General features: G+C 71.4%; 23 protein-coding genes. 13 read left to right on the top strand and 10 right to left on the bottom strand.

Annotated elements, in window-relative coordinates:
- Nucleotides 1-48: 48 nt before the first annotated feature.
- The 3 genes from erm to ABWO84_RS13785 form a co-directional block, all read right to left on the bottom strand.
- Nucleotides 49-810 carry a 23S ribosomal RNA methyltransferase Erm gene (gene erm / locus ABWO84_RS13775; RefSeq protein WP_353115504.1) on the bottom strand — a complete coding sequence of 254 codons (762 nt, stop codon included), beginning with the start codon at nt 808-810 and terminating at the stop codon, nt 49-51.
- 215 nt (nt 811-1025) lie between these two features.
- Complete coding sequence (locus ABWO84_RS13780; protein WP_353115506.1) at nt 1026-1835, bottom strand: acyl-CoA thioester hydrolase/BAAT C-terminal domain-containing protein; 810 nt, start codon at nt 1833-1835, stop codon at nt 1026-1028.
- 36 nt (nt 1836-1871) lie between these two features.
- Nucleotides 1872-2660 carry a siderophore-interacting protein gene (locus tag ABWO84_RS13785; protein WP_353115508.1) on the bottom strand — a complete coding sequence of 263 codons (789 nt, stop codon included), beginning with the start codon at nt 2658-2660 and terminating at the stop codon, nt 1872-1874.
- A gap of 109 nt (nt 2661-2769) precedes the next feature.
- Between ABWO84_RS13785 and ABWO84_RS13790 the strand changes: the two genes are divergently transcribed.
- From ABWO84_RS13790 to ABWO84_RS13805, 4 genes are read left to right on the top strand one after another with little or no spacing between them, the layout of a single operon-like run.
- Entirely contained in the window at nt 2770-3765 is a 996-nt protein-coding gene (locus ABWO84_RS13790; protein ID WP_353115510.1) for a siderophore ABC transporter substrate-binding protein, read from the top strand.
- Between the two features lie 58 nt (nt 3766-3823).
- Nucleotides 3824-4810: an ABC transporter permease gene (locus ABWO84_RS13795; RefSeq protein ID WP_353115512.1), complete on the top strand. Its 987-nt coding sequence runs from the start codon at nt 3824-3826 to the stop codon at nt 4808-4810.
- 25 nt (nt 4811-4835) lie between these two features.
- Nucleotides 4836-5861: an iron chelate uptake ABC transporter family permease subunit gene (locus tag ABWO84_RS13800; RefSeq protein ID WP_353115514.1), complete on the top strand. Its 1026-nt coding sequence runs from the start codon at nt 4836-4838 to the stop codon at nt 5859-5861.
- Nucleotides 5858-6625 carry an iron ABC transporter ATP-binding protein gene (locus tag ABWO84_RS13805; protein WP_353115516.1) on the top strand — a complete coding sequence of 256 codons (768 nt, stop codon included), beginning with the start codon at nt 5858-5860 and terminating at the stop codon, nt 6623-6625. The genes ABWO84_RS13800 and ABWO84_RS13805 overlap by 4 nt, the downstream gene beginning before the upstream one ends.
- Nucleotides 6626-6664: 39 nt before the next feature.
- On the opposite strand, the gene ABWO84_RS13810 is transcribed toward ABWO84_RS13805, so the two are convergent.
- Together ABWO84_RS13810 and ABWO84_RS13815 are read right to left on the bottom strand one after the other, a co-directional pair.
- Nucleotides 6665-7624 carry a DNA-3-methyladenine glycosylase family protein gene (locus tag ABWO84_RS13810; RefSeq protein WP_353115518.1) on the bottom strand — a complete coding sequence of 320 codons (960 nt, stop codon included), beginning with the start codon at nt 7622-7624 and terminating at the stop codon, nt 6665-6667.
- 52 nt (nt 7625-7676) lie between these two features.
- Complete coding sequence (locus ABWO84_RS13815) at nt 7677-8363, bottom strand: winged helix-turn-helix domain-containing protein (protein WP_353115520.1); 687 nt, start codon at nt 8361-8363, stop codon at nt 7677-7679.
- 480 nt (nt 8364-8843) lie between these two features.
- Between ABWO84_RS13815 and ABWO84_RS13820 the strand changes: the two genes are divergently transcribed.
- The 5 genes from ABWO84_RS13820 (at nt 8844) to ABWO84_RS13840 (ending at nt 16044) form a co-directional block, all read left to right on the top strand.
- The gene (locus ABWO84_RS13820; RefSeq protein ID WP_353115522.1) at nt 8844-10574 is read left to right on the top strand and encodes an Ig-like domain-containing protein; all 1731 of its coding nucleotides are present in this window, start codon (nt 8844-8846) and stop codon (nt 10572-10574) included.
- A gap of 146 nt (nt 10575-10720) precedes the next feature.
- On the top strand, nt 10721-11026 hold the full coding sequence (locus ABWO84_RS13825; RefSeq protein WP_353115588.1) for a GNAT family N-acetyltransferase: 306 nt from the start codon (nt 10721-10723) through the stop codon (nt 11024-11026).
- A 31-nt stretch (nt 11027-11057) separates the two neighbouring features.
- The gene (locus tag ABWO84_RS13830; protein ID WP_353115524.1) at nt 11058-11528 is read left to right on the top strand and encodes a DIP1984 family protein; all 471 of its coding nucleotides are present in this window, start codon (nt 11058-11060) and stop codon (nt 11526-11528) included.
- Between the two features lie 272 nt (nt 11529-11800).
- Nucleotides 11801-12964: an exonuclease SbcCD subunit D gene (locus ABWO84_RS13835; protein WP_353115526.1), complete on the top strand. Its 1164-nt coding sequence runs from the start codon at nt 11801-11803 to the stop codon at nt 12962-12964.
- Complete coding sequence (locus ABWO84_RS13840) at nt 12961-16044, top strand: AAA family ATPase (protein ID WP_353115528.1); 3084 nt, start codon at nt 12961-12963, stop codon at nt 16042-16044. The genes ABWO84_RS13835 and ABWO84_RS13840 overlap by 4 nt, the downstream gene beginning before the upstream one ends.
- A 4-nt stretch (nt 16045-16048) precedes the next feature.
- On the opposite strand, the gene ABWO84_RS13845 is transcribed toward ABWO84_RS13840, so the two are convergent.
- Nucleotides 16049-16609, bottom strand: a complete 561-nt coding sequence (locus ABWO84_RS13845; protein WP_353115530.1) for a phosphorylase family protein — start codon at nt 16607-16609, stop codon at nt 16049-16051.
- Nucleotides 16610-16663: 54 nt separating this feature from the next.
- Here ABWO84_RS13845 and nadE point away from each other — a divergent pair, with 54 nt between their 5' ends.
- Both nadE and ABWO84_RS13855 read left to right on the top strand, forming a co-directional pair.
- Nucleotides 16664-17476, top strand: coding sequence for an NAD(+) synthase (gene nadE, locus ABWO84_RS13850; protein WP_353115590.1), 813 nt, complete (start codon nt 16664-16666; stop codon nt 17474-17476).
- Between the two features lie 59 nt (nt 17477-17535).
- The gene (locus tag ABWO84_RS13855) at nt 17536-21054 is read left to right on the top strand and encodes a TM0106 family RecB-like putative nuclease (RefSeq protein WP_353115532.1); all 3519 of its coding nucleotides are present in this window, start codon (nt 17536-17538) and stop codon (nt 21052-21054) included.
- A 71-nt stretch (nt 21055-21125) separates the two neighbouring features.
- Here the strand turns inward: ABWO84_RS13855 and ABWO84_RS13860 are convergent, their stop codons facing one another.
- Nucleotides 21126-21641, bottom strand: coding sequence for an NUDIX hydrolase (locus tag ABWO84_RS13860; protein ID WP_353115534.1), 516 nt, complete (start codon nt 21639-21641; stop codon nt 21126-21128).
- An 8-nt stretch (nt 21642-21649) separates the two neighbouring features.
- Nucleotides 21650-22282 carry a uracil phosphoribosyltransferase gene (gene upp, locus ABWO84_RS13865; RefSeq protein WP_353115536.1) on the bottom strand — a complete coding sequence of 211 codons (633 nt, stop codon included), beginning with the start codon at nt 22280-22282 and terminating at the stop codon, nt 21650-21652.
- A 94-nt stretch (nt 22283-22376) separates the two neighbouring features.
- On the opposite strand from upp, the gene ABWO84_RS13870 reads away from it, so the two are divergent.
- Nucleotides 22377-22841: a nucleoside deaminase gene (locus tag ABWO84_RS13870; protein WP_353115538.1), complete on the top strand. Its 465-nt coding sequence runs from the start codon at nt 22377-22379 to the stop codon at nt 22839-22841.
- Between the two features lie 30 nt (nt 22842-22871).
- On the opposite strand, the gene ABWO84_RS13875 is transcribed toward ABWO84_RS13870, so the two are convergent.
- Together ABWO84_RS13875 and ABWO84_RS13880 are read right to left on the bottom strand one after the other, a co-directional pair.
- Nucleotides 22872-23774, bottom strand: a complete 903-nt coding sequence (locus tag ABWO84_RS13875) for an alpha/beta hydrolase (RefSeq protein ID WP_353115540.1) — start codon at nt 23772-23774, stop codon at nt 22872-22874.
- A 10-nt stretch (nt 23775-23784) separates the two neighbouring features.
- Nucleotides 23785-24756, bottom strand: coding sequence for a cation diffusion facilitator family transporter (locus ABWO84_RS13880; RefSeq protein WP_353115542.1), 972 nt, complete (start codon nt 24754-24756; stop codon nt 23785-23787).
- Nucleotides 24757-24828: 72 nt separating this feature from the next.
- Here ABWO84_RS13880 and proC point away from each other — a divergent pair, with 72 nt between their 5' ends.
- The gene (proC, locus tag ABWO84_RS13885) at nt 24829-25668 is read left to right on the top strand and encodes a pyrroline-5-carboxylate reductase (protein WP_353115544.1); all 840 of its coding nucleotides are present in this window, start codon (nt 24829-24831) and stop codon (nt 25666-25668) included.
- The last annotated feature ends 2 nt before the right edge of the window (nt 25669-25670 follow it).

Genomic DNA, 25670 nt, shown 5'->3' on the forward strand with positions numbered 1-25670 from the left:
GGGCGTCGCGCCGGATGCGGATCGTCTCGCCTGCCGCAGCCCGCGCCGCTATCGTGCGCGGAGCGCCTCCCACAACACCGTCCATTGCGCCGGCGTGAGGTCCCGGGGCAGCGCATCGCGCGCGACCCCCGCCTGCTGGAGCACGCGGCGCACCTGCGGCGCCGTGCGTCCGGTCCGGGCCCGGACGATCTGCTCGATGCCTCGCCCGCGGCCGGTGAACAGGTCGCGTGCGAACCTCTCGAAGCCGACGCGATCGGAGAGCGGCAGCAGGGGCGAGCCGCGGCGCGTGATCGAGAGGATGCCGCCGTCGACCGACGGCACCGGGCGGAAGCGATGGGCGGGGACGCGTCCGTGGAGTTCGAAGGAGAACCACGGCGCTGTCTGCGCCGTCATCATCGTCGCGCCGCCGACGCCCGCGCGCTTCCGGGCGACCTCCCACTGGGTGAGCAGGATCGCCCGCTGCCAGGTCCCCTGCGAGAGGAGGCGCCGCAGCAGCGGCGTGGTGATGTGGAAGGGGATGTTGCCCACCACGACCGGCAGGTCGAAGCGCACGCGGAGCGCATCGGCGTGCTGCACGTCGACGCCGGGGAGGCGGCGACGGAGCCGGCGGGCGCGGTGCTCGTCGAGCTCCACGGCGCGGAGGCTCCGGCCCAGGGGGACGAGCTCATCGGTGAGGGCGCCGTCGCCCGGGCCGAGCTCGAGGATCGGACCCTCGGTGCGGGCGACGAGATCGCGGATCGTGCGGATGGTCGGGGTGTGGACGAGGAAGTTCTGGCCGAGCTCGTGTCGGCCGCCGTGCTGGGATCGCATGGGTCGCTCCAGAGGAAGGGGGAGCACCCGGGGCGGCGCCGGTCGGGACCGGCCGCAGCGGTGAGCGTGCGAAGGACCGCGCTTCCGGGTGCGGGGACAACCGGAGACGGCGCGCGGGGCAAGCGTCAGCGCGCCGTCAGGCGCGGCGCTCGCGAACCACGTAGGCGTGCGCGCCGATCTGCGCGCTGATGATCAATGCACCCATGCGGACGAGTCTACGTGATCCCCAGCATCCGGCGGACCTCGGGCCAGGCGGCCTCGCCGAGGGCGGCGTCGGCCGCGGGCGTCCCGCCGCGGGCCATGGAGACGCCGCCCGTCGCGGGCTCCTCGCCGGGCAGGAGCAGCCGGTGCCCGGCGTCCGGGTGCTCGACGACCGTCGTGGTGAGGCCGTGCGCGGTCCGCGCCTCGGCGATCCGTGCGGCGAAGAGGCTGCTCGGCCACACGAGGTCATCGCCGCCGGCGACGAGGAGCACCTCGCCGCGGATGCGCTCGACGGGGATGCGGGCGCGCTCCGCCTCGGCGGGGAACCGGCGCAGGCTCTCCTCGTAGAGGGAGCGGAACGCCGGGGGATCGGCCCTGGGCTCCCAGTCCGGCGCGAAGGGCACGGCGGGCACCGGGGAGCCCGAGACGGTCCAGTGCGACGACCAGCTCCGTCCGTCGAAGCCCGACCAGGTGACCGATGACGGCGCGACCGCGATGACCCCGTCGACGGGGAAGAGCGCGGCGGAGAGGAGCGCCGCCTCGGAGCCGAAGGAGGTGCCGAGCACCACCACGCGATCGGCCTCGCGCCGCAGCCCGTCGAGCTGCCGCGCGAACAGCTCGAGCGGGACCTCGTGCGGGGCGGGGCGCTGTCCCGCGCCGCCGAACCAGCGGATCGCGCGCACGCGCACCCCGTGCGCCGCGAGCAGATCGGCCCGGGCGGACTCCACCCTGCCGCTCGACCCGGCGAGCAGCAGCAGGGCGGTGCCGTTCGGCACGGGAGGGATCGCCTCGTGCCGATCCCTCCCGGCGACGGTGGTGCTCATCTCCGTCAGCCTAGACGGCGGCACCCGCAGGGCCGCTCAGTGCGGCGCGTGGTACTCGGCCTCTCCCCGCTTCCAGTAGCCCTTCACGACGGCGTGGCCGGTGTCGACGCCCCAGCGCTTCAGCAGCGCGCGGCCGGGCTTGACCACGCCCTGTTCGGCGGCGATGAAGACGAACGGCGCATCGCCGGGACGATCCTCGACGCCGAGGCCCTCGAGGAAGGCGATCAGGGCCGTGCCCGAGGGTGCGTCGCCGCGGTGCAGCCATTCGACATCGATCGGCGCGTCGAACTCCACCTCTCCCGAGGCGCTGCGCACCTCGACGACCACGCGCACGGAGGCGTCGGCGGGGGCGGAGGCGGCGAAGCGCTTGATCGCCGGGATCGCGGTCTCGTCGCCGGCGAGGAACCAGCCGTCCGGGCTGCCGGTGAGGATCATCGATCCGCGCGGCCCGCCGACGCCGATCCGGGATCCGAGATCCGCCTTCGCCGCCCACGGCGCCGCGACGCCCTCGTCTCCGTGCACGGCGAACTCGACGTCGAGCCAGTCTGCTCCCCAGGCCAGCGGGGTGTACTCACGGCTGGGCGATGCGCGCAGCTCCTCGACCGACGCCACCGGCCCGCCGGGGAAGAACAGCCGCATGTGGTCGTCCGCCCCGGGGGAGTCGAAACCCTCCAGCTCCGGCCCGGAGAGCCGCACCCGCACGTAGTCGGGCGCGAGCCATTCGCGCGCCGTGAGCGTCACGTTGCGGAATCGCAGATCGAGCCAGCGGGTGTCGAGGCGGAACGCGGGCGTGGTCGTCGTCGTGGTGGAGTTCGCGTCGGTCATGATGTTAGGTTAGTCGAAGTCAGGTAAGGCTTACCTATCAAACGGGAGGCCTCTCCGGCATCGACGGATCGAACAGCGGTCCGCACCGCACCAGAACAGGAGTCCCTCTATGTCCGTGCCCCGAATCCTCGCCGTCACCAGCCTCGGCGCCGCAGCCCTGCTCGCGGTCGCCGGCTGCTCCGCGGAGAAACCGGCCGAACAGAAGACTCCCGCCGCCTCGTCGGTGACCGTCGAGGACAACAACGGCACCCACACGATCGCGACGCCGCCGAAGTCGGTCGTGGCCACCGACAACCGCACCTTCCAGCTGCTGTCCGACTGGGGCGTCGAGCTCAGTGCCGCGTCGGTCGCCCTGATGCCCGAGAGCAACCCCTACAAGAAGAACAAGGACATCGTCGACCTCGGGCTGCACACGGAGCCGAACCTGGAGGCCGTGGTCGCCGTCGAGCCCGACGTCATCGTCAACGGCCAGCGCTTCACGCAGCACCACGACAAGTTCGCCGAGCTCGTGCCCGACGCCGCGGTGCTCGAGCTCGACCCGCGCGACGGCAAGCCCTTCGACCAGGAGCTCATCCGCCAGGTGACGGTGCTCGGCGAGGTCTTCGGCAAGCAGGCCGAGGCGAAGAAGCTCGTCGACGACTTCGAGGCGTCGATCGATCGCGCCAAGAAGGCGTACAACTCCTCCGACAAGGTCATGGCCCTCATCACCTCCGGCGGCGAGATCGGGTACGTCGCACCGGTGTCCGGCCGCACGCTCGGCCCGGTGTTCGACATCCTCGGGCTGACTCCGGCGCTCGAGGTCAAGGACGCGTCGACCGACCATCAGGGCGACGACATCTCGGTCGAGGCGATCGCGAAGTCCAACCCCGACTGGATGCTGGTCATGGACCGCGACGGATCGTTCGCCGAGAAGGACAGGGGCGCCGACTACAAGCAGGCCGCCGCCGTGCTCGAAGGCTCCGAGGCTCTGAGGGGCGTCACGGCGGTGAAGGAGAAGCACATCGTCTACATGCCCCTCGACACCTACCTCAATGAGGGCATCCAGACCTACACCACCTTCTTCAACGAGTTCGCGGACGCTCTCGAGAAGGCCGCCGAGAACTGATCAGAAACCCCCGGCCGTCGGATCGTGCCACCGATCCGACGGCCGGGACCCTTTCGTCATGACGACCACCCTGCTCCCCGAGAACCGCCGCACACGCGGGCGCCTCTTCGACCCCGCCCTGCTGGTCGGCGTCCTCGTCGTCGCCGCGCTCCTCGCACTCTCGCTGTTCACCGGCGTCTACGACATCGCCGGTGCCGACGACGGCGCGGAGATGTTCGCGATCACCCGCATCCCCCGCACGATCGCTCTCGTGCTCGCCGGCGCCGCGATGGCCATGTCCGGGCTGGTGATGCAGCTGCTCACCCAGAACCGCTTCGTCGAGCCCACCACGACGGGCACCACCGAATGGGCGGGCCTCGGACTGCTCACCGTCATGATCCTCGTGCCGCAGCCCTCGATTCCGCTCCGGATGGCGGTCGCCGTCGTCGCGGCGTTCATCGGCACCATGGTGTTCTTCCTCTTCCTGCGCCGGGTCTCCCTCCGTTCGTCGCTGATCGTGCCGATCGTCGGGATCATGCTGGGATCCGTCGTGGGCGCGGTCTCCACGTTCATCGCACTGCAGGCGAACGCTCTGCAGACGCTCGGGGTGTGGTTCGCGGGCAGCTTCACCTCGGTGCTGCGCGGGCAGTACGAGATGCTGTGGATCGTGGCGCTCGTCGCGGTGATCGTCTTCGTCGTCGCCGACCGCTTCACGGTGGCGGGCCTCGGCGAGGAGATCGCCACGAACGTCGGCCTCAACTACAACCGGGTGGTGCTGCTCGGCACCGTCCTCATCGCGATCGCCACCGGAGTCGTCACCGTGGTCGTCGGTAACCTGCCGTTCCTGGGCCTGATCGTGCCGAACATCGTGTCGATGATCCGTGGAGACGACCTCCGCAGCAACCTGCCGTGGGTGTGCCTGCTCGGCATCGCCATCGTCACGGTCTGCGACCTCATCGGCCGCACGATCATCATGCCGTTCGAGGTGCCGGTCTCCCTCATCCTCGGCATCGTCGGAGCCGTGGTGTTCATCCTCCTGATCCTCCGGCAGCGTCGTCGTGCTTAGGCCCGCGAGCTCACGGGGGGAACGGGTGTCTGCGACGGTCGCCCCCGCCTCCCGCACCTCGGGTCCGCTGTCCGCTCCGGGCTCACGACGCCGGATGGTCGTCGTGCTCGGGATCCTCTCGGTGCTCACCGTGCTCATCGCGTTCGGACTGCTCGCCTGGGGCAATCCGATGCCGGTCGGGACGCCGGGCTTCTGGCGCATCGCCCAGCTGCGCGTCACGACGCTCATCGTGCTCGCGCTGGTCGCGATCGCCCAGGCGACCGCGACCGTGGCGTTCCAGACGGTCACCGAGAACCGCATCATCACACCGTCGATCATGGGCTTCGAGTCCCTCTACACCGCCGTGCAGACCGGTGCCGTCTACGCGCTCGGCGTCGCCGGGGTGACGGCGGTGAAGGGTCCGTGGCAGTTCGCGCTGCAGGTCGCGATCATGGTCGGCCTCGCCATGGCCCTCTACGGCTGGCTGCTGCGCGGACGCTACGGCAACCTGCAGATCATGCTGCTCATCGGCATCATCATCGGCGGAGGGCTGGGCGCGGTGTCCACGTTCATGCAGCGCCTGCTCACTCCGAGCGAGTTCGACGTGCTCGCCGCCCGCCTGTTCGGCAGCGTCGCGAACGCCGATCCCTCGACGCTGCCGATCGCGATCCCGCTCGTCCTCATCGCCGCCGCCGCGTTGTGGGGCGGATCGCGGCGGCTCAACGTGATGGCGCTCGGCCGTGCCGCGGCCACCTCCCTCGGCGTGAACCACCGCGGGGAGCTGCTGCGTACCCTGTTCTTCGTCGCGGTGCTCATCGCCACGTCGACGGCGCTCGTGGGGCCGATGGTGTTCCTCGGCTTCCTGGTCGCGACGCTCGCCTATCAGTTCGCGGACACCTACGACCACCGCTACGTGTTCCCCGTCGCGGTGCTCACCGCGTTCGTGGTCCTCGCCGGCGCGTACTTCACGATGAAGAACGTCTTCTACGCCCAGGGCGTGGTCTCGATCATCATCGAGATCGTCGGAGGTGCCGTTTTCCTCCTCGTCATCCTCCGAAAGGGGCGCTTATGACCATCCCCGCCATCGCGCTGAGCGGCGTGCGCAAGACCTACTCCGACGAGGTCGCGATCGGGCCCCTCGACCTCGTCATCCCCGGCGGCGGCGTCACGGCGCTGATCGGGCCGAACGGTGCGGGCAAGTCGACGCTGCTGACGATGATGGGCCGGCTGCTCGGGATGGACGAGGGCACCATCGAGATCTCGGGTCTCGACGTCGCCCGCACCCGTTCGAAGGATCTCGCCAGGGTCGTCTCGATCCTCCGGCAGGAGAACCACTTCATCACGCGTCTCACGGTGCGTCAGCTGGTCGGATTCGGGCGGTTCCCCCACTCGCAGGGGCGCCTCACGCGCGCCGACGAGCACGCGATCAGCGAGGCGATCGAGTTCCTCGACCTCACCGCGCTCGAGAGCCGCTACCTCGACGAGCTCTCCGGCGGCCAGCGGCAGCGCGCCTATGTCGCGATGGTGCTCGCGCAGGAGACCGAGGTCGTGCTCCTCGACGAGCCGCTCAACAACCTCGACCTCCGCCACGCGGTGCGCATGATGACCCAGCTGCGCCGGGCCGCGGACGAGCTCGGACGCACGATCGTCATCGTGCTGCACGACATCAACTTCGCGGGACACTATGCCGACCGGATCTGCGCGATGCGGGAAGGACGTGTCGTCGAGTTCGGCACACCGGAGGAGATCATGACCGATGACGTGCTCACGCGCGTCTTCGACACTCCGGTTCAAGTGATCGACGGTCCGCACGGGCCGCTCGCCGTCTATTACTGAGCGGAGTCGTATTACTGAGCGGAGTCGGTCCGGCGATGCTCAGCGGGAGCGGTGGTCCTCGGGCGCGAGGCGCGGTCCACGACGCGGCTCCCGGATTCCGCTCGCGAAGATGAGTCGGATCACGCGCTGACGGTGGCCCTTCCACGGGGCGAGGAGCGCGAGCATCCCGTCGTCGTCGGTGCGCGCGCCCGCGAGGGCGAAGCCGACCTCATGCGCGAGGTGGAAGTCCCCGATGCTCACCGCGTCGGCATCGCCGAGCGCTCGGATGCGGGTCTCCGCCGACGTCCACGGGCCGATCCCCGGGAGGGCGGTGAGCACGTGATCGCGGGCGTCGCCGTCCGGGGCGGCGAGCAGGGCGCGACGGATGCTGCCGGCCCGGGCGGCGCTGCGCACGAGGGCGCGGGACTGCGGGGGCTGCACGCCGGCGCGATGCCAGGCCCAGGACGGGATGCGGCGCCAGTCCTCGGCCGATGGCGGTGCGTGCATCGGGCGCGGCGTGGGGCCCGGGGCGCGCTCGCCGTGCCGCGAGACGAGATGCCTCCAGGCGCCGAAGGCCTGCATGCCGGTGACCTTCTGCTCGAGGATCGACATCGCCAACGCGTCGAACACGCGGTCGGTGCGCGCGAGCCGCAGCCCCGGATTGCGCCGGGCGGCCTCGGCGACAAGCGGATGCCCGGCGGCGTCGAATCCCGTCTCGTCGTCGGCGCCGCCGCAGAGACGCGGCACGCCGTCGAGGGCTTCGGCGGCGCCGGGCCCCCAGGCGCTCGCGCGGATCGCTCCGCGCGAGGAGCGCAGGGCGAGCGTCGCGACGCCGGCGTCGGTGCGTGAGGCGATCCACAGCACCGGACCGTCCGCGGCCATCGTCGGGTCGGCGGCGCCGCGCTGCAGCACCCCCACCGTCGCGGCGAGGTCGACCGGTCGGGCCGGCCGGTACTCCGCCTCGAGCGGCGCCTCCGCGTCTCGCGTCGTTCGCGTCGGCGCATCCGCTGTCAGGACCATGCGAACACCCTACGCGCGTCCTCCGACATGCGCCGGTGCGCCGCCGAGGCGATCAGAAGCGGTCGGGGGAGGGGGTGCCGTGCCCGTAGCGGATCACGACGTCGGCGTGCCGGTCGAACCGGTAGCCGATGCCGCGCACGGTGCGGACGATGTCCTCGTAGCGACCGAGCTTGGCACGCAGGCGACGGACGTGCACGTCGATGGTGCGCTCGCCGGGCGTCTCGTCCTCGGGCGACTGCCACAGCGCGGAGACCAGCTCCGAGCGCTCGATCGTGCGGCCCTCCCGCAGCACGAGGTACTGCAGCAGCTCGAACTCCTTGTACGTGAAGGCGGCCGAGTCTCCATCGATGAGCACGCGCTTGCGTGAGATGTCGACGGTGACGCCGGCGTCCTCGTCCTTCTCCGCCTCCTCGGCGGCCTTGGCGCGGGCGATCGCGCCGGGCTCCTGCAGGGCGAGGCGGACGACGTCGAGGTCGCGGCCTCCCGAGCCGTGGGGGGCGAGGGCGACGGTCGCGTGCGTCTCGGCGTTGGGGGCGAGCTCCGCGAGGGTGCGGCGCAGGGCGTCGACCAGCAGCGGGAGGCTGACGCCGGCCTCGGCGGCCTTCACCTCGTCGATGCCGACGTAGAGGGCGAAGCCGCGGGGGGAGCGGACGGCGGGGAGGTCGGCGGCGGCATCGGAGGGGGAGACGATGCGGACGGGTGCGGTGACGGGACGCTCGAGAAGGGCGGTGTTCGACATGATGATGGGTCCTTGGAGGATGCGAGCCGAGGCTCTGATGCGTTGCAGAAGTGACCGGGCGGAGCCGGGAGACGGGCGCACGGGTGGGGCGCCCGGGCTCAGCGTCCGAAGATCACGGACGGTCTGAGCGGAGAGGGTGGTTGCGCCTTAGCAACACATTCGGCAACACATGCCAACGCAGCCGGCCATCATCATGCCGGCAGTCCCGTTCGCCTCCTGGGCGGACATGGGGCGTGCGTTGGTGGTCATGGGAGGAATTATGTCTGTTCATGACCCGCTATGTCAAAACGTGGCGTCATCGGAGTTGCAATACGTCGCGCCAGGGGTGATAGCCGGGGTGATTTCCCCGGCGGGAACAGGAATCCGGTGACTCGGTCCTTCTCGCCTCATTACAGTCCGAAGTTCACGGCATTGTGGGCCGGCCGCCCTGGGGAGCGGCTGCGCGCACGCCATAGAACATCAACGATTTGGGGGATCCCTATGCGAGGACGCGTTGTCGCACCGGCATTCGCGGCCACCCTGCTGCTCGCCGCAGCAGGCGTCGCCGTCGCCGCACCCGCGGCGCAGGCGGCCGAAAGGCACGCCGACATCACCAACACCCACGTACTGCTGAACGGGAAGCCGGTCGACGGCGACACCGAGCTCCGCGTGGGTCAGCAGCTGCGTTTCGAGGCCGATTGGAGCATCACCGGCCAGGTGAATGCGGGGGACACCTTCTCGGTGCCGCTCCCCTCTGCGATGAAGACCGTCTCGTCGGCGCCGTTCTTCCTCGAGAAGGACGGGAAGCCGCTGGCGCGCTGCGTCTACAACATCGACACGCTCCCCGGTGCGATCGACTGCACCTTCGTGCCCGGCGGGCCCTACGGGAACCCGAGCGGCGACATCTGGTTCATCGCCTCGTTGCAGGATGTCGCGCCTGGCGAGCCGGGCCCGGTCTGGAACGCCGGCGGCGATCCCCTGGTGCTTCCGGTCCCGACCCCGATTCCGGACGGGCCGTGGAAGCCGGCTTTCGGCACCTTCAAGACGGGAACGGGCGACATCGTCGACGGCAAGGCGGTGCTCTACTGGAGCGTCTTCATGTGGGCGGGAATCGGACCGGGAGCCAACCAGGAGGTCAGGAAGTTCGAGGTCTCCGATCAGCTGGAGTCTTCCGCGCCGAACCAGCCTCATGTCCTGATCCCGGGGTCGTTCGTGCTCGATCGCTGGCAGCGGGATCCCTCGAACCCCGAGGCCGGTGTCGTCGGCACCCAGATGCAGCTCCCGCTCGACGGCACGTATGAGGCGGGACACCCGGCTTTCCTCGGTGAGGTCTTCTCCGCCCCCGAGGTGAACGCGAGTGGCACCGCCTACACGTTCGAGATCGGCAACCTCGCGGCCGGATACGAGTACCGCCTGCGCTACCAGAGCGAGGCGACCGGGGCGGTGTCGTTCGAGAGCGACGTCTTCTCGAACACGGCACAGGTGAACGGCGAGGAGCTGCCGGCGACGGCATCGCCGACGGCGTGGGGCGGCGGCGGCGCGGATGCATCGGGCTACACCTCGTTCTCGGTCTCGAAGCACCTGACGAACGAGTCCGCGGCCACTCTGCCCGAGACGTTCGAGCTGGTCGCGAAGGCGGGTGATGTCACGGAGAAGCTCGAGGTTCCCGCTGACGGCACCCGGATCAACTCCGGATACTTCGCCGCCGGCGCACCGATCACCCTGTGCGAGGTGCTGCCGACCGTCGACGGCGTGGTCTGGAAGAAGTACACCGTCACCGGTCCGGGCGTGTCCGGCCCCGACGCCGACGGTTGCTACACGCTGATCGGTCCCGGAGGCGAGCGCGTCGAGATCGTGCTGAACAATGTCGCCGATGCGGTGGTCGTCCCGCCGTCACCGACTCCGACGCCGACTCCGACGCCGACGCCGACTCCCACGCCGACGGTGACGCCGACTCCCACGCCGACGGTGACGCCGACTCCCACGCCGACGGTGACGCCGACTCCCACGCCGACGGTTGTTCCCACGACGACCCCGACGCCGGAGCCGTCCGCCACGACGACCCCGACCGTTGCTCCGGTGGCCCCGAAGCCCACGGAGCCGGGTGACCATCTGGCGACGACGGGTGCGGATCCCGCGGTCGGGGCGGTCGCCGGTCTGTCGGCCGCGGTCCTCCTGCTGGCGGGCGCGGGCCTGTTCGTCTACGCGCGCCGACGCGCGGCGGCGGAGTAGCCCGGAGATGCAACGGGGCGGTGCGGGAGGTTCTCGCACCGCCCTTGCTCGTGCCGGCGCGCAGGCCGGCACGAGCGTCCGTACGGTGTCGGGAGAGTCCGCAGACCGGCTGATGCACAGGGAAGCAGGCGTACCGTGAGCGGGTGATGACTCCGGCGGATGCCAGCGGGTTCGTGCTCGCGGATGAGAAGGACGCCTCTCGGTATACGTTGACCCGGGACGGCGTGCTCGTCAGCGCCCTCGACTACCGGGACGACGGGCGCACCATCGCGATGACCCGGGCCTTCACGGTTCCGACGTTCCGCGGGCACGGGTATGCGGGCATGGTCGTCGAAGGCGCCGTCGAGGACATCGAGAGCCGCGGTGACCGCCGTATCGATGCGGTCTGCTGGTACGTTGCCGACTGGTTCGACACGCATCCGGAGAAGAAGCGGCTGCTGCGCGGCCGATGACGCCGGCGCCCGTGGATGTCAGGATGGGGGCATGAAACTCGCCGAGGCTCTCGCGGCGCGCGCGGATCTGCAGCGCCGCATCGAACAGCTCCGTTCCCGGATCGCCGACAACGCGCGCTATCAGGAGGGCGAGGAGCCCGCTGAGGATGCCGCCGCCCTGCTGGTCGAGGCGGACACCGCGCTCGACGAGCTGCGCGAGCTCATCCGGCGCATCAACGCGACCAACTCCCGCCTGCGCCTGGGCGACGGCACGATGACCGACGCGCTCGCAGCGCGGGATGTGCTGCGAATGCGGCACGTGGTGCTCGCGGACGCCGCCGCCGCGGCGTCGGGATCGGGCGGGATGGGCAGCGCCTATCGTCAGATGCGCTCCGAGCTGCGGCAGTTCCCGGCGCTGCCGGTCGCCGAGCTCCGCAGCAAGGCCGATGCGGTCGCGCAGGAGCTGCGAGAGCTGGACAGCCGGGTGCAGGAGGCCAACTGGACGAACGAGCTGGAGGAGTAGGCGGAAGTCGGTAGTCACGACGAAGCGGACGCACACCCCTATGCCGGCGGGTCAAGCCGGCAGTCTCCGGGCGGAGGGCAGCCCCCTGTCTTGCACAGCGCAGCCCCGCACACCGCACCGGTGACGGCGCACGGCGCATTCCGCATCACCGCGCGTCGGTCGTCGTGACGAGGGCGGGTACGGGGATCTTCCGCCGATCCTCCGGAAGGCCGATCGGGGCCGGTCCGGCATGCCTCGGCGCCGATGTCGGAGGCCCTCCCTACCTTGGAGACATGCGCATCCTGCACACCTCCGACTGGCACATCGGTCGCACGTTCCACGGGCACTCCACGCTCGCGGCGCTCGCCGATGTGCTCTCGGCGCTGGTGGCACAGGTGCGGGAGCACAAGGTCGACGTCGTCGTGGTCGCGGGCGACGTGTTCGACTCTGCGACGCCGGCGGCCTCCGCCTACACGCTCCTCGACGAGGCACTCCTGGCTCTGCACGAGACCGGTGCGCGTGTGGTGATGACCAGCGGCAACCACGACTCGGCGGCCCGGCTGGGGTTCCATTCCCGCCTGCTCCGCGACGGCATCCACGTGCTCACCGACCCGACCGCGATCGGCGAGCCGGTCACCATCGACGACGAGCACGGTCCCGTGCGCTTCTTCGGCATCCCCTATCTCGAGCCCGCGATCGTGCGGCAGCACTGGTCGCCGGAGGACGGGTCCCGGCTGCGCACGCAGGCGCAGACCATGGACCACGCGATGGGACTGGTGCGGGAGGGGAGCCGGCAGCACCCCGGCCGTTCGGTGGTCGTCGCGCACTGCTTCGCGGTGGGGGTCGACGTCACCGCCGGCCTCGAACGGGAGGTGCGTCAGGGCGGGCTCGACCTCGTCCCCCTCGCCTCCTTCGACGGCCCGGACTACGTCGCCCTCGGACACATCCATGGTCGGCAGCGGCTGAGCGACCGTGTGCGCTACTCCGGGGCGCCGCTGCACTACAGCTTCGGAGAGCAGCACAAGGAGCGCGGCTCCTGGGTGGTCGACCTCGACGCCGACGGGCTGGCATCCGTCGAGTGGCTCGCGCTCCCCGTGCCCCGTCCCCTCGTGACCCTCACCGGAACGCTCGACGAGATCCTCTCCGACGAGAACGTCGCGGCGCACGCCGATGACTGGGTGTGCGCCGTCTACACCGACGCGGTTCCGCAGCACGAGCCGATGCGGAGGCTGCGCGCACGGTATCCCTTCTGCGCGATGGTGCAGCATGCGCCGGTCGGCGGCGCGGAGGACGACGAGCGCTCCTATACGCAGCGACTGCGGGCGGCGGTGAGCGACGCCGACCGCATCGAGGCGTTCCTCGCGCACGTCCGGGCCGGGTCGGGCGCGACGCCGCGCGAGACCGAGCTGATCCGAGAGGTGCTCGACGACCGCGTGCGCGCCGAGGCGCTGGTGTGAAGCTCCATCGGCTCGATGTCGAGGGGTTCGGGCCGTTCCGCGCACGTCAGACCGTCGACTTCGACGCCTTCGCCGACGACGGGATCTTCCTGATCGGCGGCCGGACCGGAGCGGGGAAGTCCAGCATCCTCGATGCGATCTGCTTTGGGCTGTACGGCGGCGTCCCCCGATACGACGGCGGCGACAAGCGCCTGCGCAGCGACCACAGCGAACCCGACGAGCCCACCGAGGTCGTGGTCGACTTCAGCACGGTCGCAGGCCGGTTCCGGGTCACGCGCTCACCCGCCTACGAACGACCCGCGAAACGCGGCGGGGGGATGACCACACAGGCGGCGGCTGCCGTGCTCGAGGAGCGCGTGGACGGCGAGTGGGTCGGCCGTGCCGCCCGAACCGTCGACGTGGCGACCGAGCTCGCCGACATCCTCCAGCTGACGCAGGAGCAGTTCCTCCAGGTGATCCTGCTCGCGCAGAACCGCTTCGCCGACTTCCTGTTGTCGGACAGCCGCGAGCGGCAGAGACTGCTGCGGCGGCTCTTCGGCACCGAGCGCTTCGAGGACTATCAGGCGCGTTTCGACGAGCGGAGGAAGGCCGCCGAGCAGGCGCTGGGCGGACGCCGGGCGTCTGTCGACGCCCGCATCGAGCAGGCCGAGCTGATCGCCGACGAGTCGGACCTGTGGGGCGTCGCGGCGGCGGAGGCCGAAGCCGAGGAGGCCGAGGAAGAGGCGCGCGCCGAGGCCGCCGACGGAGAGCCGCGGCCCGGTCGTGCTCCGGCGGATGCGGGGACGGAGGAGCGACTCGGCGCCCTGCGACGCGCCCTCGCCCGCGGCGAGTATCGCGCCGAGGTGCTCGCGACCGCGCGGGACGACGCGGAACGACGATCGTCCGTCGCGGAGGCCGCGCTCACCGCGTTGCGCGAGCAGCGCCACTCCCAGGTCGAACGGGACCGCGCACGCGGCGCCCTCGCGGAGCTCGATGCGCAGGCGGAGAGCATCGCCGAGACGAAGAGCACCAGGGATCGGGCACGGTCCGCGGAGCTCCTGCGTGCCGTCCTGCTCGGGGTGACACGCGCCGAGACCGCCGTGCGCTCCGCGGCGGAGCGGGAGACCGGAGCGCGGGGCGCCTGGGAAGAGCGGGGAGCGCTCCTTCCCGCGGCAACTCCCGACGAGGCGGCGGTTCCGCGCAGACTTCGCGCCTGGGCGGCCGAGCGCACCCGCGAGAGCGGGGCCTGGGAGCGGGCTGCCGCGCTCGAGGAAGAGTCGACGCCCCGCGCCGCCGAGCTCGAACGGGCGGCACAGGCCGTCGCCGACGCCGACCTCGTGCGTCAGGAGACCGAGAGAGAGAACGCGGCGCTCCCCGAGCTCATCGCCGATCTCACGACACGACGGGACGAGGCCCGCCGCGAGGGCGATCGGGCGGACGACCTCGGGCGTGCCCTGGCCGAGGCGCAGACGCGCCGAGACGCCGCCGAGGAGAGAGAACGCCTGGATGGAGAGCGTCGCGCAGCGGGTCGCGCGCTCGTCACGGCGACGGAGGCGCATGCGCAGGCGCAGTCCGTCCTCGCCCGGCTGCGCACGAGGCGGCTGGACGGCTACGCCGGTGAGCTCGCCTCCGCCCTGTCTCCGGGAGAGCCGTGCGCCGTGTGCGGGTCGACTGTGCATCCCGATCTCGCGGAGCACGCGGATCCGGTCTCTGAAGACGACGTCTCCGCCGCCGAGGCGGATCGCGATGCCGCCGCGGAGGCGGAGCGGATCGCGGCCGAGGCGGAGGCGTCCGTCCGGACCGCCCTCGCGGTCGCGACGGAGCGCGCCGGCGGCCGGGACGTCGCGCAGGCGGACACCGAGCTCGCGGCTGCACGGGACGCCCACGCGGACGCCCTGTCCGCCGCGGAACGGGCCCGGTCTCTGACCGGCGAGCTGCAAGCCGCCACCGAGCGGGGCGCTCAGGGCGGGCGGCATCATGCCGAGGCCGTGGACGCCCTCGCCGCCGCCCAGAGAGTGCTCGCCCTCGCTCAGCAGCGCGCCGCCGACGCGGAACGTCAGATCGCCGAGGCCCGCGGTGACTTCGACACCGTCGCCGGGCGGATCGCCGACGCAGGAGCCCAGGCCTCCGCGGCGACGACCCTGGCCGATGCCCTCGACGAGGTCGCCTCCCGGTCGCAGACGCTCTCCGAGGCGATCGCCGAGCGCGATGCAGCCCTCGCCTCATCGCCGTTCGCGGACGCCGACGAGGCGTGGGCAGCGCTCCTCCCGGAGGACGCGCTCGCCGAGCTGGAGGAGCGGCTCACGTCCTATGCCGTGGCGCGGGAGAAGGAGCGTGCGATCCTGCTCGACCTCGAGCTGCGGACCCTGCCGGAGGAGACGATCGACCTCGAGCCGCACGAACGATCCGCCGCCGACGCCCGGGCCGCCTGGACGCGCGGCGTCGACGATGCCAACCGTGTCCACGGCGTCGCGTCCCGGCTGCGCGGCCTGATCGAGGCCGCCGAGGCGGACCACCGTGCGTCGGCGGCGGACCAGGCCGAGTTCGAGGTGCTCCGCGGCCTCGCTGACACCCTCGCCGGCCGCGGGGCGAACACCCACCGGATGAACCTGGAGACCTTCGTGCTCGCGGCCGAACTCGAAGAGATCGTCCGCGCGGCGAACCTCCGGCTCGGCGACATGTCCGACGGTCGATATCAGCTACGGCACTCTGACGCGATCGCCGCGCGCGGCGCCTCCTCCGGCCTCGGCATCGTGGTCTTCGACGCGTTCACGGGGCAGACCCGTCCCGCCCGCTCCCTCTCGGGCGGCGAGACTTTCCTCGGCTCGCTCGCACTGGCCCTCGGGCTCGCGGAGGTCGTCACCGCACGGGCCGGCGGCATCCGTCTCGACACGCTGTTCATCGACGAGGGGTTCGGATCCCTCGACGCGGACACGCTGGAGGTCGCGATGCGCACCCTCGACGAACTGCGCGAGGGAGGGCGCACCGTCGGCGTGATCAGCCACGTCGAGGCGATGCAGGAGCAGATCCCGGCACAGCTGGCCGTGCGTGCGCTCCCCGACGGGCCGAGCGTCATCGACGCGCCGCGCACCGCAGGCTGAGGCCTCAGCCCTCGGTGAGTTCCCCGGAGAGGTGCGACCAGAGCTGGGCGCTGCACGCTGCGACGACCACGTCCCACACCTGCGTGGCGCCGTCCTGCGCCCGGTCGGACACGACCCGCAGCACGCGGATCGGCACGCCGAACTGCTGGGCGACCCAGATGAGGGCGAAGGTCTCCATGTCCACGAGCACGCCACCGAGGCCTCGGATCCGCGCCACGGCCTCGACATCGTCCACGAAGATGTCGCCGGTCGCGATCGTCAGGCCCTCGCGGCCGGTCTCCAGCCGTGCGGGGAGCGAGACGTGCTGCCCGACGACGCCGTCGAGGTCCTGCACGTCGTGCTGGATCGCCGCGCCGACCTCGTACACGCCCGCGGGGAGATCGTCGTCGACCGCGCCGGCCGTGCCGACGACGAGGATCTCCTCGTATGCCGCGGCGTCCAATGCCCTGGCCAGGCCGACCCCGGCCATCAGCTTGCCCGGCCCCGTGACCAGACGGTCGAATCCGGCGATCTCAGCGGGGAAGGCCTGCAGTTCGGAAGCCAGCGCGGCGACGAGGAGTTTCACGCATCCATCCTCGCAGGTGGAGACTGGACGCGAGAGAAGGAGGATGCCGTGACCATGCAGCAGCAGATCGCCGAGGCGCTCGGGGTGAAGTCCGAGATCGACCCTCGGGAGGAGATCGAGTCCCGGGTGGGATTCCTCGCCGACTACCTCGCCGCCACCGGCGCCAAGGGCTTCGTGCTCGGCATCTCCGGCGGACAGGACTCGACGCTCGCCGGGCGCCTTGCGCAGCTCGCCGTCGAACGGGTGCGCGCGTCCGGCGGGGCGGCGACGTTCCTCGCCGTACGCCTGCCCTACCGCGTGCAGCACGATGCGGCGGACGCGGACGCCGCCCTCGCCTTCATCGCCGCCGACCGCTCGGTCGAGGTGAACATCCAGCACGGCGTCGACGGCGTCGAGCAGGACATCGAGCAGGCCGTCGGCGGGGACATCAGCGACTTCAACCGCGGCAACATCAAGGCCCGGGTGCGGATGGTCACGCAGTACGCCCTCGCCGGGCACGACGGGCTGCTCGTCATCGGCACGGATCACGCCGCCGAGGCGGTCACCGGCTTCTACACGAAGTTCGGCGACGGCGCCGCCGACGTGCTGCCGCTCTCCGGGCTGAGCAAGAGGCAGGGGAGGGCTCTGCTGCAGGAGCTCGGCGCGCCGGACCGGCTCACGTTCAAGGTGCCGACCGCCGATCTGCTCGACGGGCAGCCGGGCCGAGCGGACGAGGACGAGCTCGGCCTCACCTACCAGCAGATCGACGACTACCTCGAAGGTCGCGCGGTGGACGCCGATGCGGCCGCGCGCATCGAGGCGAAGTACCGCGCGACCCGGCACAAGAGGCACCTCCCGGTCACGCCTCTCGACGGGTGGTGGCGCTGACCCCGGGCGATGTCGGAACCCGTCGGTAGTCTCGGAACCAGAAGTCGAGAGGGGCATCCGTGCGGGTCACCGAGAACCGGGTCATCTGGAGCGCGAGCGATCTGAAGGCCGCCGCCGAGTGCGAGTTCGCCTGGGCGCGGGCGCTCGACGCCAAGCTCGGCCGGGTGCCCGCCGTCGAGGATCCCGAAGACGCCACGCTCGCCCGCGCCGCACAGCTCGGTGACGTGCACGAGTTGCGGGTGCTCGGACGGTACGTCGACCGGTTCGGGCGTTCGGATGCCGGCGGGCCGGGGGTCGTGGAGCTTCCGAAGGTCTCCTCGGTCGATGCCGAGGCGCTGGGGGAGGTCGTCGCCGACACGGTCGCGGCCCTGCGCTCCGAGGCGTCCGTCGTTTTCCAGGCGGCCTTCCGGACCGCCGAGTTCGTGGGGTTCGCGGACTTCCTGCTGCGCGACGCGGACGGTTCCTGGCGCGTGCAGGACAGCAAGCTCGCGCGCACTGCGCGGGTGACAGCGCTCATGCAGCTCGCGGCATACGTCGACCAGCTCGACCGTCTGGACATCCCGCGCGCCGACGAGGTCGACCTGTTGCTCGGGGACGGGAGCACCAGCACCCACCGCGTCGACGACCTCCTCCCGCTCTTCGAGGTGCGACGGGCGCGGTTGCGCAGGATCATCGCCGATCGGCGCGTCGCCGACGGTGCCGCCGGTGAGCCGCTCGCCTGGGGCGACGATCGCGGCGACCTGCAGATCCGGGCCTGCGGACGCTGCGCCACCTGCGAGGAGCAGGTCGAGGCGCATCGCGATCTCCTCCTCGTCGCCCGGATGCGTCCCGTGCAGCGCGAGAGGCTGCGCGCCGCGGGCGTGCGTACGATCGACGATCTCGCGGCGGCGACGGATGTTCCGGACGGCATGAACGCGGAGGCGTTCGAGACCCTCCGGTCCCAGGCGCGGCTGCAGCTCGGCGCCGACCCCGAGGGAATCCCGCCCTTCGAGCTCGTCTCGGCGGACGCGATCAGCCTCCTGCCGCCGCCGCGCCGCGGAGACCTCTTCTTCGACTTCGAGGGCGATCCGCTCTACTCCGAGGCGGGCGATACCCCGCAGTGGGGGATCGACTACCTGTTCGGCTGGATCGACATCGCCGAGCAGTACACCGCCCTGTGGGCCCATGACTTCGCCGCGGAGAAGCAGGCGCTGCGGGACTTCCTCGATTTCGTGAAGCTGCGGCGCGAGGCGGACCCCGAGATGCACATCTACCACTACGCGCCCTATGAGACCTCGCACCTCTCCGCGATGGCGGCGCGGCACGGTGTGGGGGAGGCGGACGTCGACCGTCTGCTCCGCGAGGGGGTGTTCGTCGACCTCTACCCGCTGGTGCTGCGCGCGGTGCGGATCGGGTCGAGGTCCTACTCGATCAAGAAGCTCGAGCCGCTGTACATGGGCGAGGACGTGCGCACCAGCGACGTGCAGAAGGGCGACGAGTCGATCGTCCAGTACGTGCAGGCACGCGAGCTCCTCGCCGACGGCCGGTCGGACGAGGCGCAGCGGATCCTCGACGACCTGGCCGACTACAACCGCTACGACTGCGTCTCCACGCGCCGGCTCCGCGACTGGCTCATCGGTCTGGCGAAGGGCGCCGGCGTCATGCCCGCGCCGCCCGACGAGCCGGAGACCCGCACCTACGAGCCGTCGCCGCTCTCGCTCGCGCTGCAGGCGGAGGCCCTGCACGCCGAGGGCGAGGGGCGCGACGGGGAGGTCTACCGGGTGGCGGCCGCAGCGATCGACTACTACCCGCGCGAGGCGAAGAGCTTCTGGCAGTCCCATTTCGAGCGTCTGCGCGAGCCGGTGTCGATGTGGGAGTCCACGCGCGACGTGCTCCGGGTCACCGCCGGACGCAGCCGCGTCGTCGATGACTGGTCGATCGACGAGGGGCGACGGGTCATGGCGCGCACGGTCGAGCTGCGCGGCGAGGTCGCACCCGGGAGCACCGTCGGGGCAGGGGGCAGGCCGTTCGCCCTGTACGCCGTGCCCGCGCCGTTCTTCACGGCGGCGCCGTCGCGGGTGATCCACGTGCCCCACGAGATCGAGGTCGTCGAGGTGCGGGACGACGGCTACCTGGTAACCGAGAAGGCCGTTCAAGGGCAGACCTGGGACGAGCTGCCCGTCGCCCTCGCGCCGGCGTCCCCGCCCAATGTGACCTCTCAGCAGAAGGCCATCGAGGAGTGGGCGGAGACGGTGCACCGCACCGCGCCGGGCCATCCCCGTGACGCCGCGACCGACATCCTCCGGCGCGCGGTGCCCCGGACGGTGTCGGGGGCGCCGTTGCCCGAGGCGGGCGACGACATGATCGACGCGATCGTCCGGGGGATCCTCGACCTCGATCGCAGCTATCTGGCCGTGCAGGGCCCTCCCGGCACGGGGAAGACCTACACCGGGTCGCAGGTGATCGCGCGCCTGGTGCGGGAGCACGGCTTCAGGGTGGGCGTGGTCGCCCAGTCGCATGCGATCGTCGAGAACCTCCTCGAACGCGTCGTCGCCGACGGGGTTCCGGCGGGACAGGTCGCGAAAGCACCGAAGGATCCCGATGCGGCCGACCCGTCGTACACGGTGATCCGCAAGGACGGGATGGCGGGGTTCATCGCCGAGCACCCGGAGGGTTTCGTCGTCGGCGGCACGGCCTGGGACTTCAGCAACACGCGCCGGGTCGACCGCGGGGGCCTCGACCTGCTGGTCGTCGACGAGGCCGGCCAGTTCTCCCTGGCATCGACGATCGCGGTCGCTGCCGGCGCGCGGCGACTGCTGCTGCTCGGCGACCCGCAGCAGCTTCCGCAGGTGAGTCAGGGCACGCATCCCGAGCCGGTCGACACCTCCGCCCTGGGGTGGGTGATGGCGGGCTCATCGGTGCTCGACCCCGCTCACGGCTACTTCCTCGCCCGGTCATGGCGGATGCATCCCGCCGTCGCGGAGCCGGTGTCCGTGCTGTCCTACGCCGGCCGGCTGGCCTCGGCACCCGGGGCGGAGACCCGGCGCGTCGCGGGGATCGCCCCGGGCCTCCATGTGGTCCCGATGCGGCATCGAGGCAACGCCACGGAATCGCCCGAGGAGGCGGCCGAGGTGGTCCGCATCGTGCGCGACCTCATCGGTCGCGAGTACGAAGACGGGATGGAGGGCGCGCCACCGCGCCCTCTCTCCGCCGAGGACGTGATCGTGGTCGCCCCCTACAACGCGCAGAAGCAGCTGATCCATGACGAGCTCGCTGCCGCCGGCCTCGGGCAGGTGTCGGTGGGGACCGTCGACAACTTCCAGGGCCGCGAGGCCGTGATCTCGATCACGTCGCTCGCCGCGTCGAGCGGGAAGGACGCTCCCCGCGGGCCGGAGTTCCTGCTGCTGCAGAACCGGCTCAACGTCGCGATCTCCCGGGCGAAGTACGCCGCCTTCCTGGTGCATTCCCCGGCCCTGCTCGATGACCTGCCCTGGACCGCCGAGGGCGTCGCGCGCCTCAGCGCCTTCGCCCGTCTCGTCGGCTTCGACGACCGGCCGTCACCGGAGGGAGGCACCGGGGAGCGCCTCGGGGACGCGTAGCCGAGACGGACGGGCGACCTCGTCGAAGACGGATCCCGAAACGAGACCGCCGGGAATCAGACCACCGCGAATCAGACCGCCGCCAGCACCGCCCGCAGTGGGGACCACAGCTGCTCGAGCCGAGGCGCCCAGGGCGCGGCCATCGCCCCGTCGCGCCACCTCCGCTCGACCTCGGCAGGTGCCACCCATTCGGAGTCGGCGACCTCGGCCGGATCGACCTCCACGGTGCAGCCCAGTGGCACACGGGCGACGTAGAGATCGAGCAGGGCGGACTCCTCGGTGAACCGGCCGACGGACGTCAGCGCCTCGACGGGCACCGTGACACCGGTCTCCTCGCGCAGCTCGCGCGCCGCGCCCTCGGCGCTCGTCTCTCCGGCCAGCACGCTCCCGCCGGGGAACTCCCATGTGAGCGGATGATCCTTCACGGCCGCTCGCCGCGTCAGCAGGAGCAGGCCGTCGTCACGCCGAACGCACACGGTCGCCACGATATGGAACCCGCCCTCCGGCAGCGGACCCGGGTCATCCCGGCGGAAGGTCTCTCCGGTCGGCACGCCGTCGGCGTCGGTGACATCCCACCACTCGGTCATCGGAAACGTCAGACCGTGCCGTAGAGCCGATCACCGGCGTCGCCGAGGCCCGGCACGATGTAGCCCTTCTCGTTGAGGCGCTCATCCAGGGCGCCCAGCACGAGCGTCACGTCCCGGTCGCCGACGAGGCCCTCGATCGCCGCGACGCCCTCGGGGGTGCCGAGCAGGCAGATCGCGGTGACGTCCTTCGCGCCGCGATCGAACAGGAACTGGATCGCGGCGCCGAGCGAGCCGCCGGTGGCGAGCATCGGGTCGATCGCGAAGCACTGGCGGTCGCTGAGGTCGTCCGGGAGGCGCTCCGCATAGGTGGTCGGCTCGAAGGTCTCCTCGTCGCGGACCATGCCGAGGAATCCGACCTCGGCGGTCGGGAGGAGCTTCACCAGGCCTTCGAGCATCCCGAGACCGGCGCGCAGGATCGGCACGACGATCGGTCGGGGCTCGGAGATCTTCACACCCATGGTCTTGGTGACGGGGGTCTGGATCTCGATCGGGGTGACCTTGACGGTGCGGGTCGCCTCATAGGCGAGCAGGGTCACCAGCTCCTCGGTGAGCTGGCGGAACACCGGCGACGGCGTGCGCTCGTCGCGCAGCACCGTCAGCTTGTGGGTGATGAGAGGGTGGTCGGCCACGTGAACGCGCATGGATACAGGCTACTTGCCCGCAGCCCCGCCGCGTAGGAGCACCGCTCCGCGCGGAGGCGGCGCGCGCGGGCTAGGCTCGCCTCTCGGAGGAGACATGGACCCCGCAGACGCGATCGCGATGGACCGCGCTCTCGCGCTGGCCGCAGTGGCGGGTGCGGAGGGCGACGTCCCCGTCGGCGCCGTCGTGCTCGACGAGCACGGGGCGATCATCGGCGAAGGACGCAACCTCCGCGCGCAGACGCACGACCCCCTCGCGCACGCGGAGGTCGTCGCGCTGCGCGATGCGGCCGGGCGCACCGGTTCCTGGAACCTCGAGCACGCCACGCTCGTCGTCACCCTCGAGCCGTGCATCATGTGCGCCGGCGCGATCCTGCAGGCGCGCGTCGGACGCGTCGTGTTCGGCGCCTGGGACGAGAAGGCGGGCGCCGCCGGATCGATGCACGACCTGCTGCGCGATCGCCGGCTGCCCTACCGGGCCGAGGTCGTCGGGGGGATCCGCGAGGCGGAGGCGACCGCCTTGCTGACCGCCTTCTTCGCCGGGCGCCGCCGCGCGGAATGAGCTGAGCCCGCGCGGGACCCGCCTCCCCGCTCAGCGGGGGGCGGTCGCGAGGTCCGCGAGGCGCGCGACCAGGTACAGGTACGCCTGCGTGCGGGGATCGAAGTAGCCCGGGTGCTCGACGCCGCGATCGTCGGTGGAGGTCTGCGAGGCATGCCCGTCCACCGCCAGCCCCTCGACGGTGCCGCCGTCGATCGCAGGTGCGGGACCGCCGTCGGAGTCGTAGCGGATCACGCCGGAGATGTCCCGCGGATCCACGGGGTGCTGGGCGATCCGGCCCAGCGGGGCGACCCCGTCCGACTCGGCCTCGGTGGCGTGCAGCTCGAGCCCGCCGAGGGAGATCGACATCGCGATCGAGGCGCTCGCCGCATGGCTCACCCCGGCCGCGGCGATCGAGAACGCGGTGTGCACCTCGCCCGCGAGGTTCATCGCGATGAGCTCGCCGAGCAGCGTGGAGGAGTACGAGTAGCCGATGACGGTGGTCCGCGTCGTAGGGTTGCGCACGGCGACCCGGTCGAGGTCGACCGCCAGCCGGGCGCTGCCGATCGTGGCGTGCTTCGTCGCGAGCGCGGTGACGTGGGTGCCCGAGTCCCAGGCGAACCAGGCGATCGTCGCGACGCGGCGAGGCGTTCCACGGGCGACGCAGGCGCGGATCGTGTCGGCGCAGAGACGTCGTGAGACGTCCGCCCAGCCGGGGAGATCGGCGAGGGTGGTGTCGATGCCGTGCATGACGAACACCACGAGGTCGGCCGTGTCCACGTCGCCGAAGGAGACCGTGGCGTAGGGCTCGTCGCCGATGAAGAAGAACGACTCGAGCGTCGCCTGCGAATCTCGGTCGAGGACATCGCGCACGTTCCGCAGCTTCTGCACGACCTCGGGTGTCAGGTCATCGCGGGAGAGCGCGTCGCGGAGCTCCGCGTCCGCCGAGGCCGTCACGGGATCCGCCTCAGTCGGCGGACTTCAGCACGAACGCGTCGGTCGGCGGTTCCGGGTCGAGAGACGGGCGGTACACGTCCGGTTCGAGGTAGATGACACGGGCGACCGGGACGGCGGCGCGGATGCGGCGCTCGATCTCGTCGATGTCATCGGCCGCCTCACGCACCGACTTGTCCTGCGTGAGCGCGATCTTCGCCGCCACCATCAGCTCATCGGGGCCGAGGTAGAGGGTCTTCATGTGGATGAGCTTCTGCACCTCGGGGCCGCCCGTGATCGCGTCGAGGATGCGGTCGTGGTCGGCTTCCGTCGCGCCCTCGCCGACCAGCAGGCTCTTGGTCTCGAAGCCGAGCACGAGGGCGATCACGATGAGCAGCGCACCGATGAAGAGCGTGCCGAGGGCGTCGAAGACGGGGTTGCCGGTGATCACGGTGAGACCGACGCCGAGGAGCGCGAAGACCAGTCCGGTGAGCGCGCCCATGTCCTCGAGCAGGACGACGGGCAGCTCGGGGGCCTTCGCGCGGCGGATGAAGGACAGCCAGGACTGGCCGTTCTCGCGCACCCGATTGCTCTCCTTCATCGCGGTGCGCAGCGAGAACGACTCCAGGCCGATGGCGATGACGAGGACGACGAGCGGCAGCCACCACCACTTCGGGTCGAGGGCGTGCGGATGGGTGAGCTTCTCGATGCCCTCGTAGATCGCGAACAGACCGCCGACGGAGAACAGGATGATCGACACGACGAAGGCGTAGACGTACCTCTCCCGCCCGTACCCGAAGGGGTGCGAGCGGTCCGCCGCCTTCCGCGCCTTCCTCCCACCGAGGAGCAGGAGGAGCTGGTTGCCCGAGTCCGCGACCGAGTGGATCGCCTCGGCGAGCATCGACGCGGAGCCCGAGAGCGCCCAGGCGATGAACTTCGCCAGTGCGATTCCGATGTTCGCCAGGAACGCCGCGATGATCGCCTTGCCGCCGCCCGATGCACTCATGTCATGAGTCTAGGACGGCGCCCTTCCCGGATCGGGAGCATCTCCGCGGGGCGGGGTTCTTAGGATGGAGGCATGACTGTCGCACTTCCTTCCCTCGCCTTCCTCGGAGCCGGTTCGATGGGAGGGGCCATCCTGCGCGGGGTCGTCGCCTCCGGTGCGTTCGTCGACGGCGGCATCATCGCCACCAACCGCAGCAGGGAGAAGGCGGAGGCCTTCGCCGGGCTGCCCGGCGTCACGTCGATCGCGCTCGAGGAGCAGCCGGCAGGGAACGCCGATGCGGCGGCCGCGGCCCGCATCGTGGTCGTCGGGGTGAAGCCCGCGATGGTCGTCGACCTGCTGCGCGAGATCGCCCCCGTGCTGCGCGACGACACGATCGTGGTCAGCCTCGCTGCAGGGACCACGCTCGACACCTTCGCCTCGGTGCTCGGCGCGGACGCCCGCGTGATCCGCTCGATGCCGAACACGCCCGCGACCGTGGGCAAGGCCGTCACCGGCCTCGCGGCGGACGGCGCCGTCCCCGCCGCGGACCTCGCCCTGGTGCGGAGTCTGTTCGAGACGGTCGGCGCCGTGATCGAGGTGCCGGAGGACAAGATCGACGCACTGTCCACGATCTCGGGATCCGGACCGGCCTACGTCTACCTGCTGATCGAGGAGTTCACCAGGGCCGGGATCGGTATGGGCTTCTCCGACGCGGACGCCCGTCTCATGGCCGAGCAGACCTTCATCGGCGCGACCGCCCTGCTCGACGCGACCGGCGAAGACCCCGCGGAGCTGCGCCGTGCGGTCACCAGCCCGAAGGGCACCACCGAGCGCGCCGTCGCCGTGCTTCAGGACGCCGGTCTCGACGAACTGTTCGGACGGGCGACCGCCGCGGCCCTCGCCCGCGCGAAGGAGCTCGCCGCCGGAGCGTGAGC

Origin of the sequence: Microbacterium sp. (assembly GCF_040394595.1) — a bacterium.
Lineage (GTDB): Bacteria > Actinomycetota > Actinomycetes > Actinomycetales > Microbacteriaceae > Microbacterium.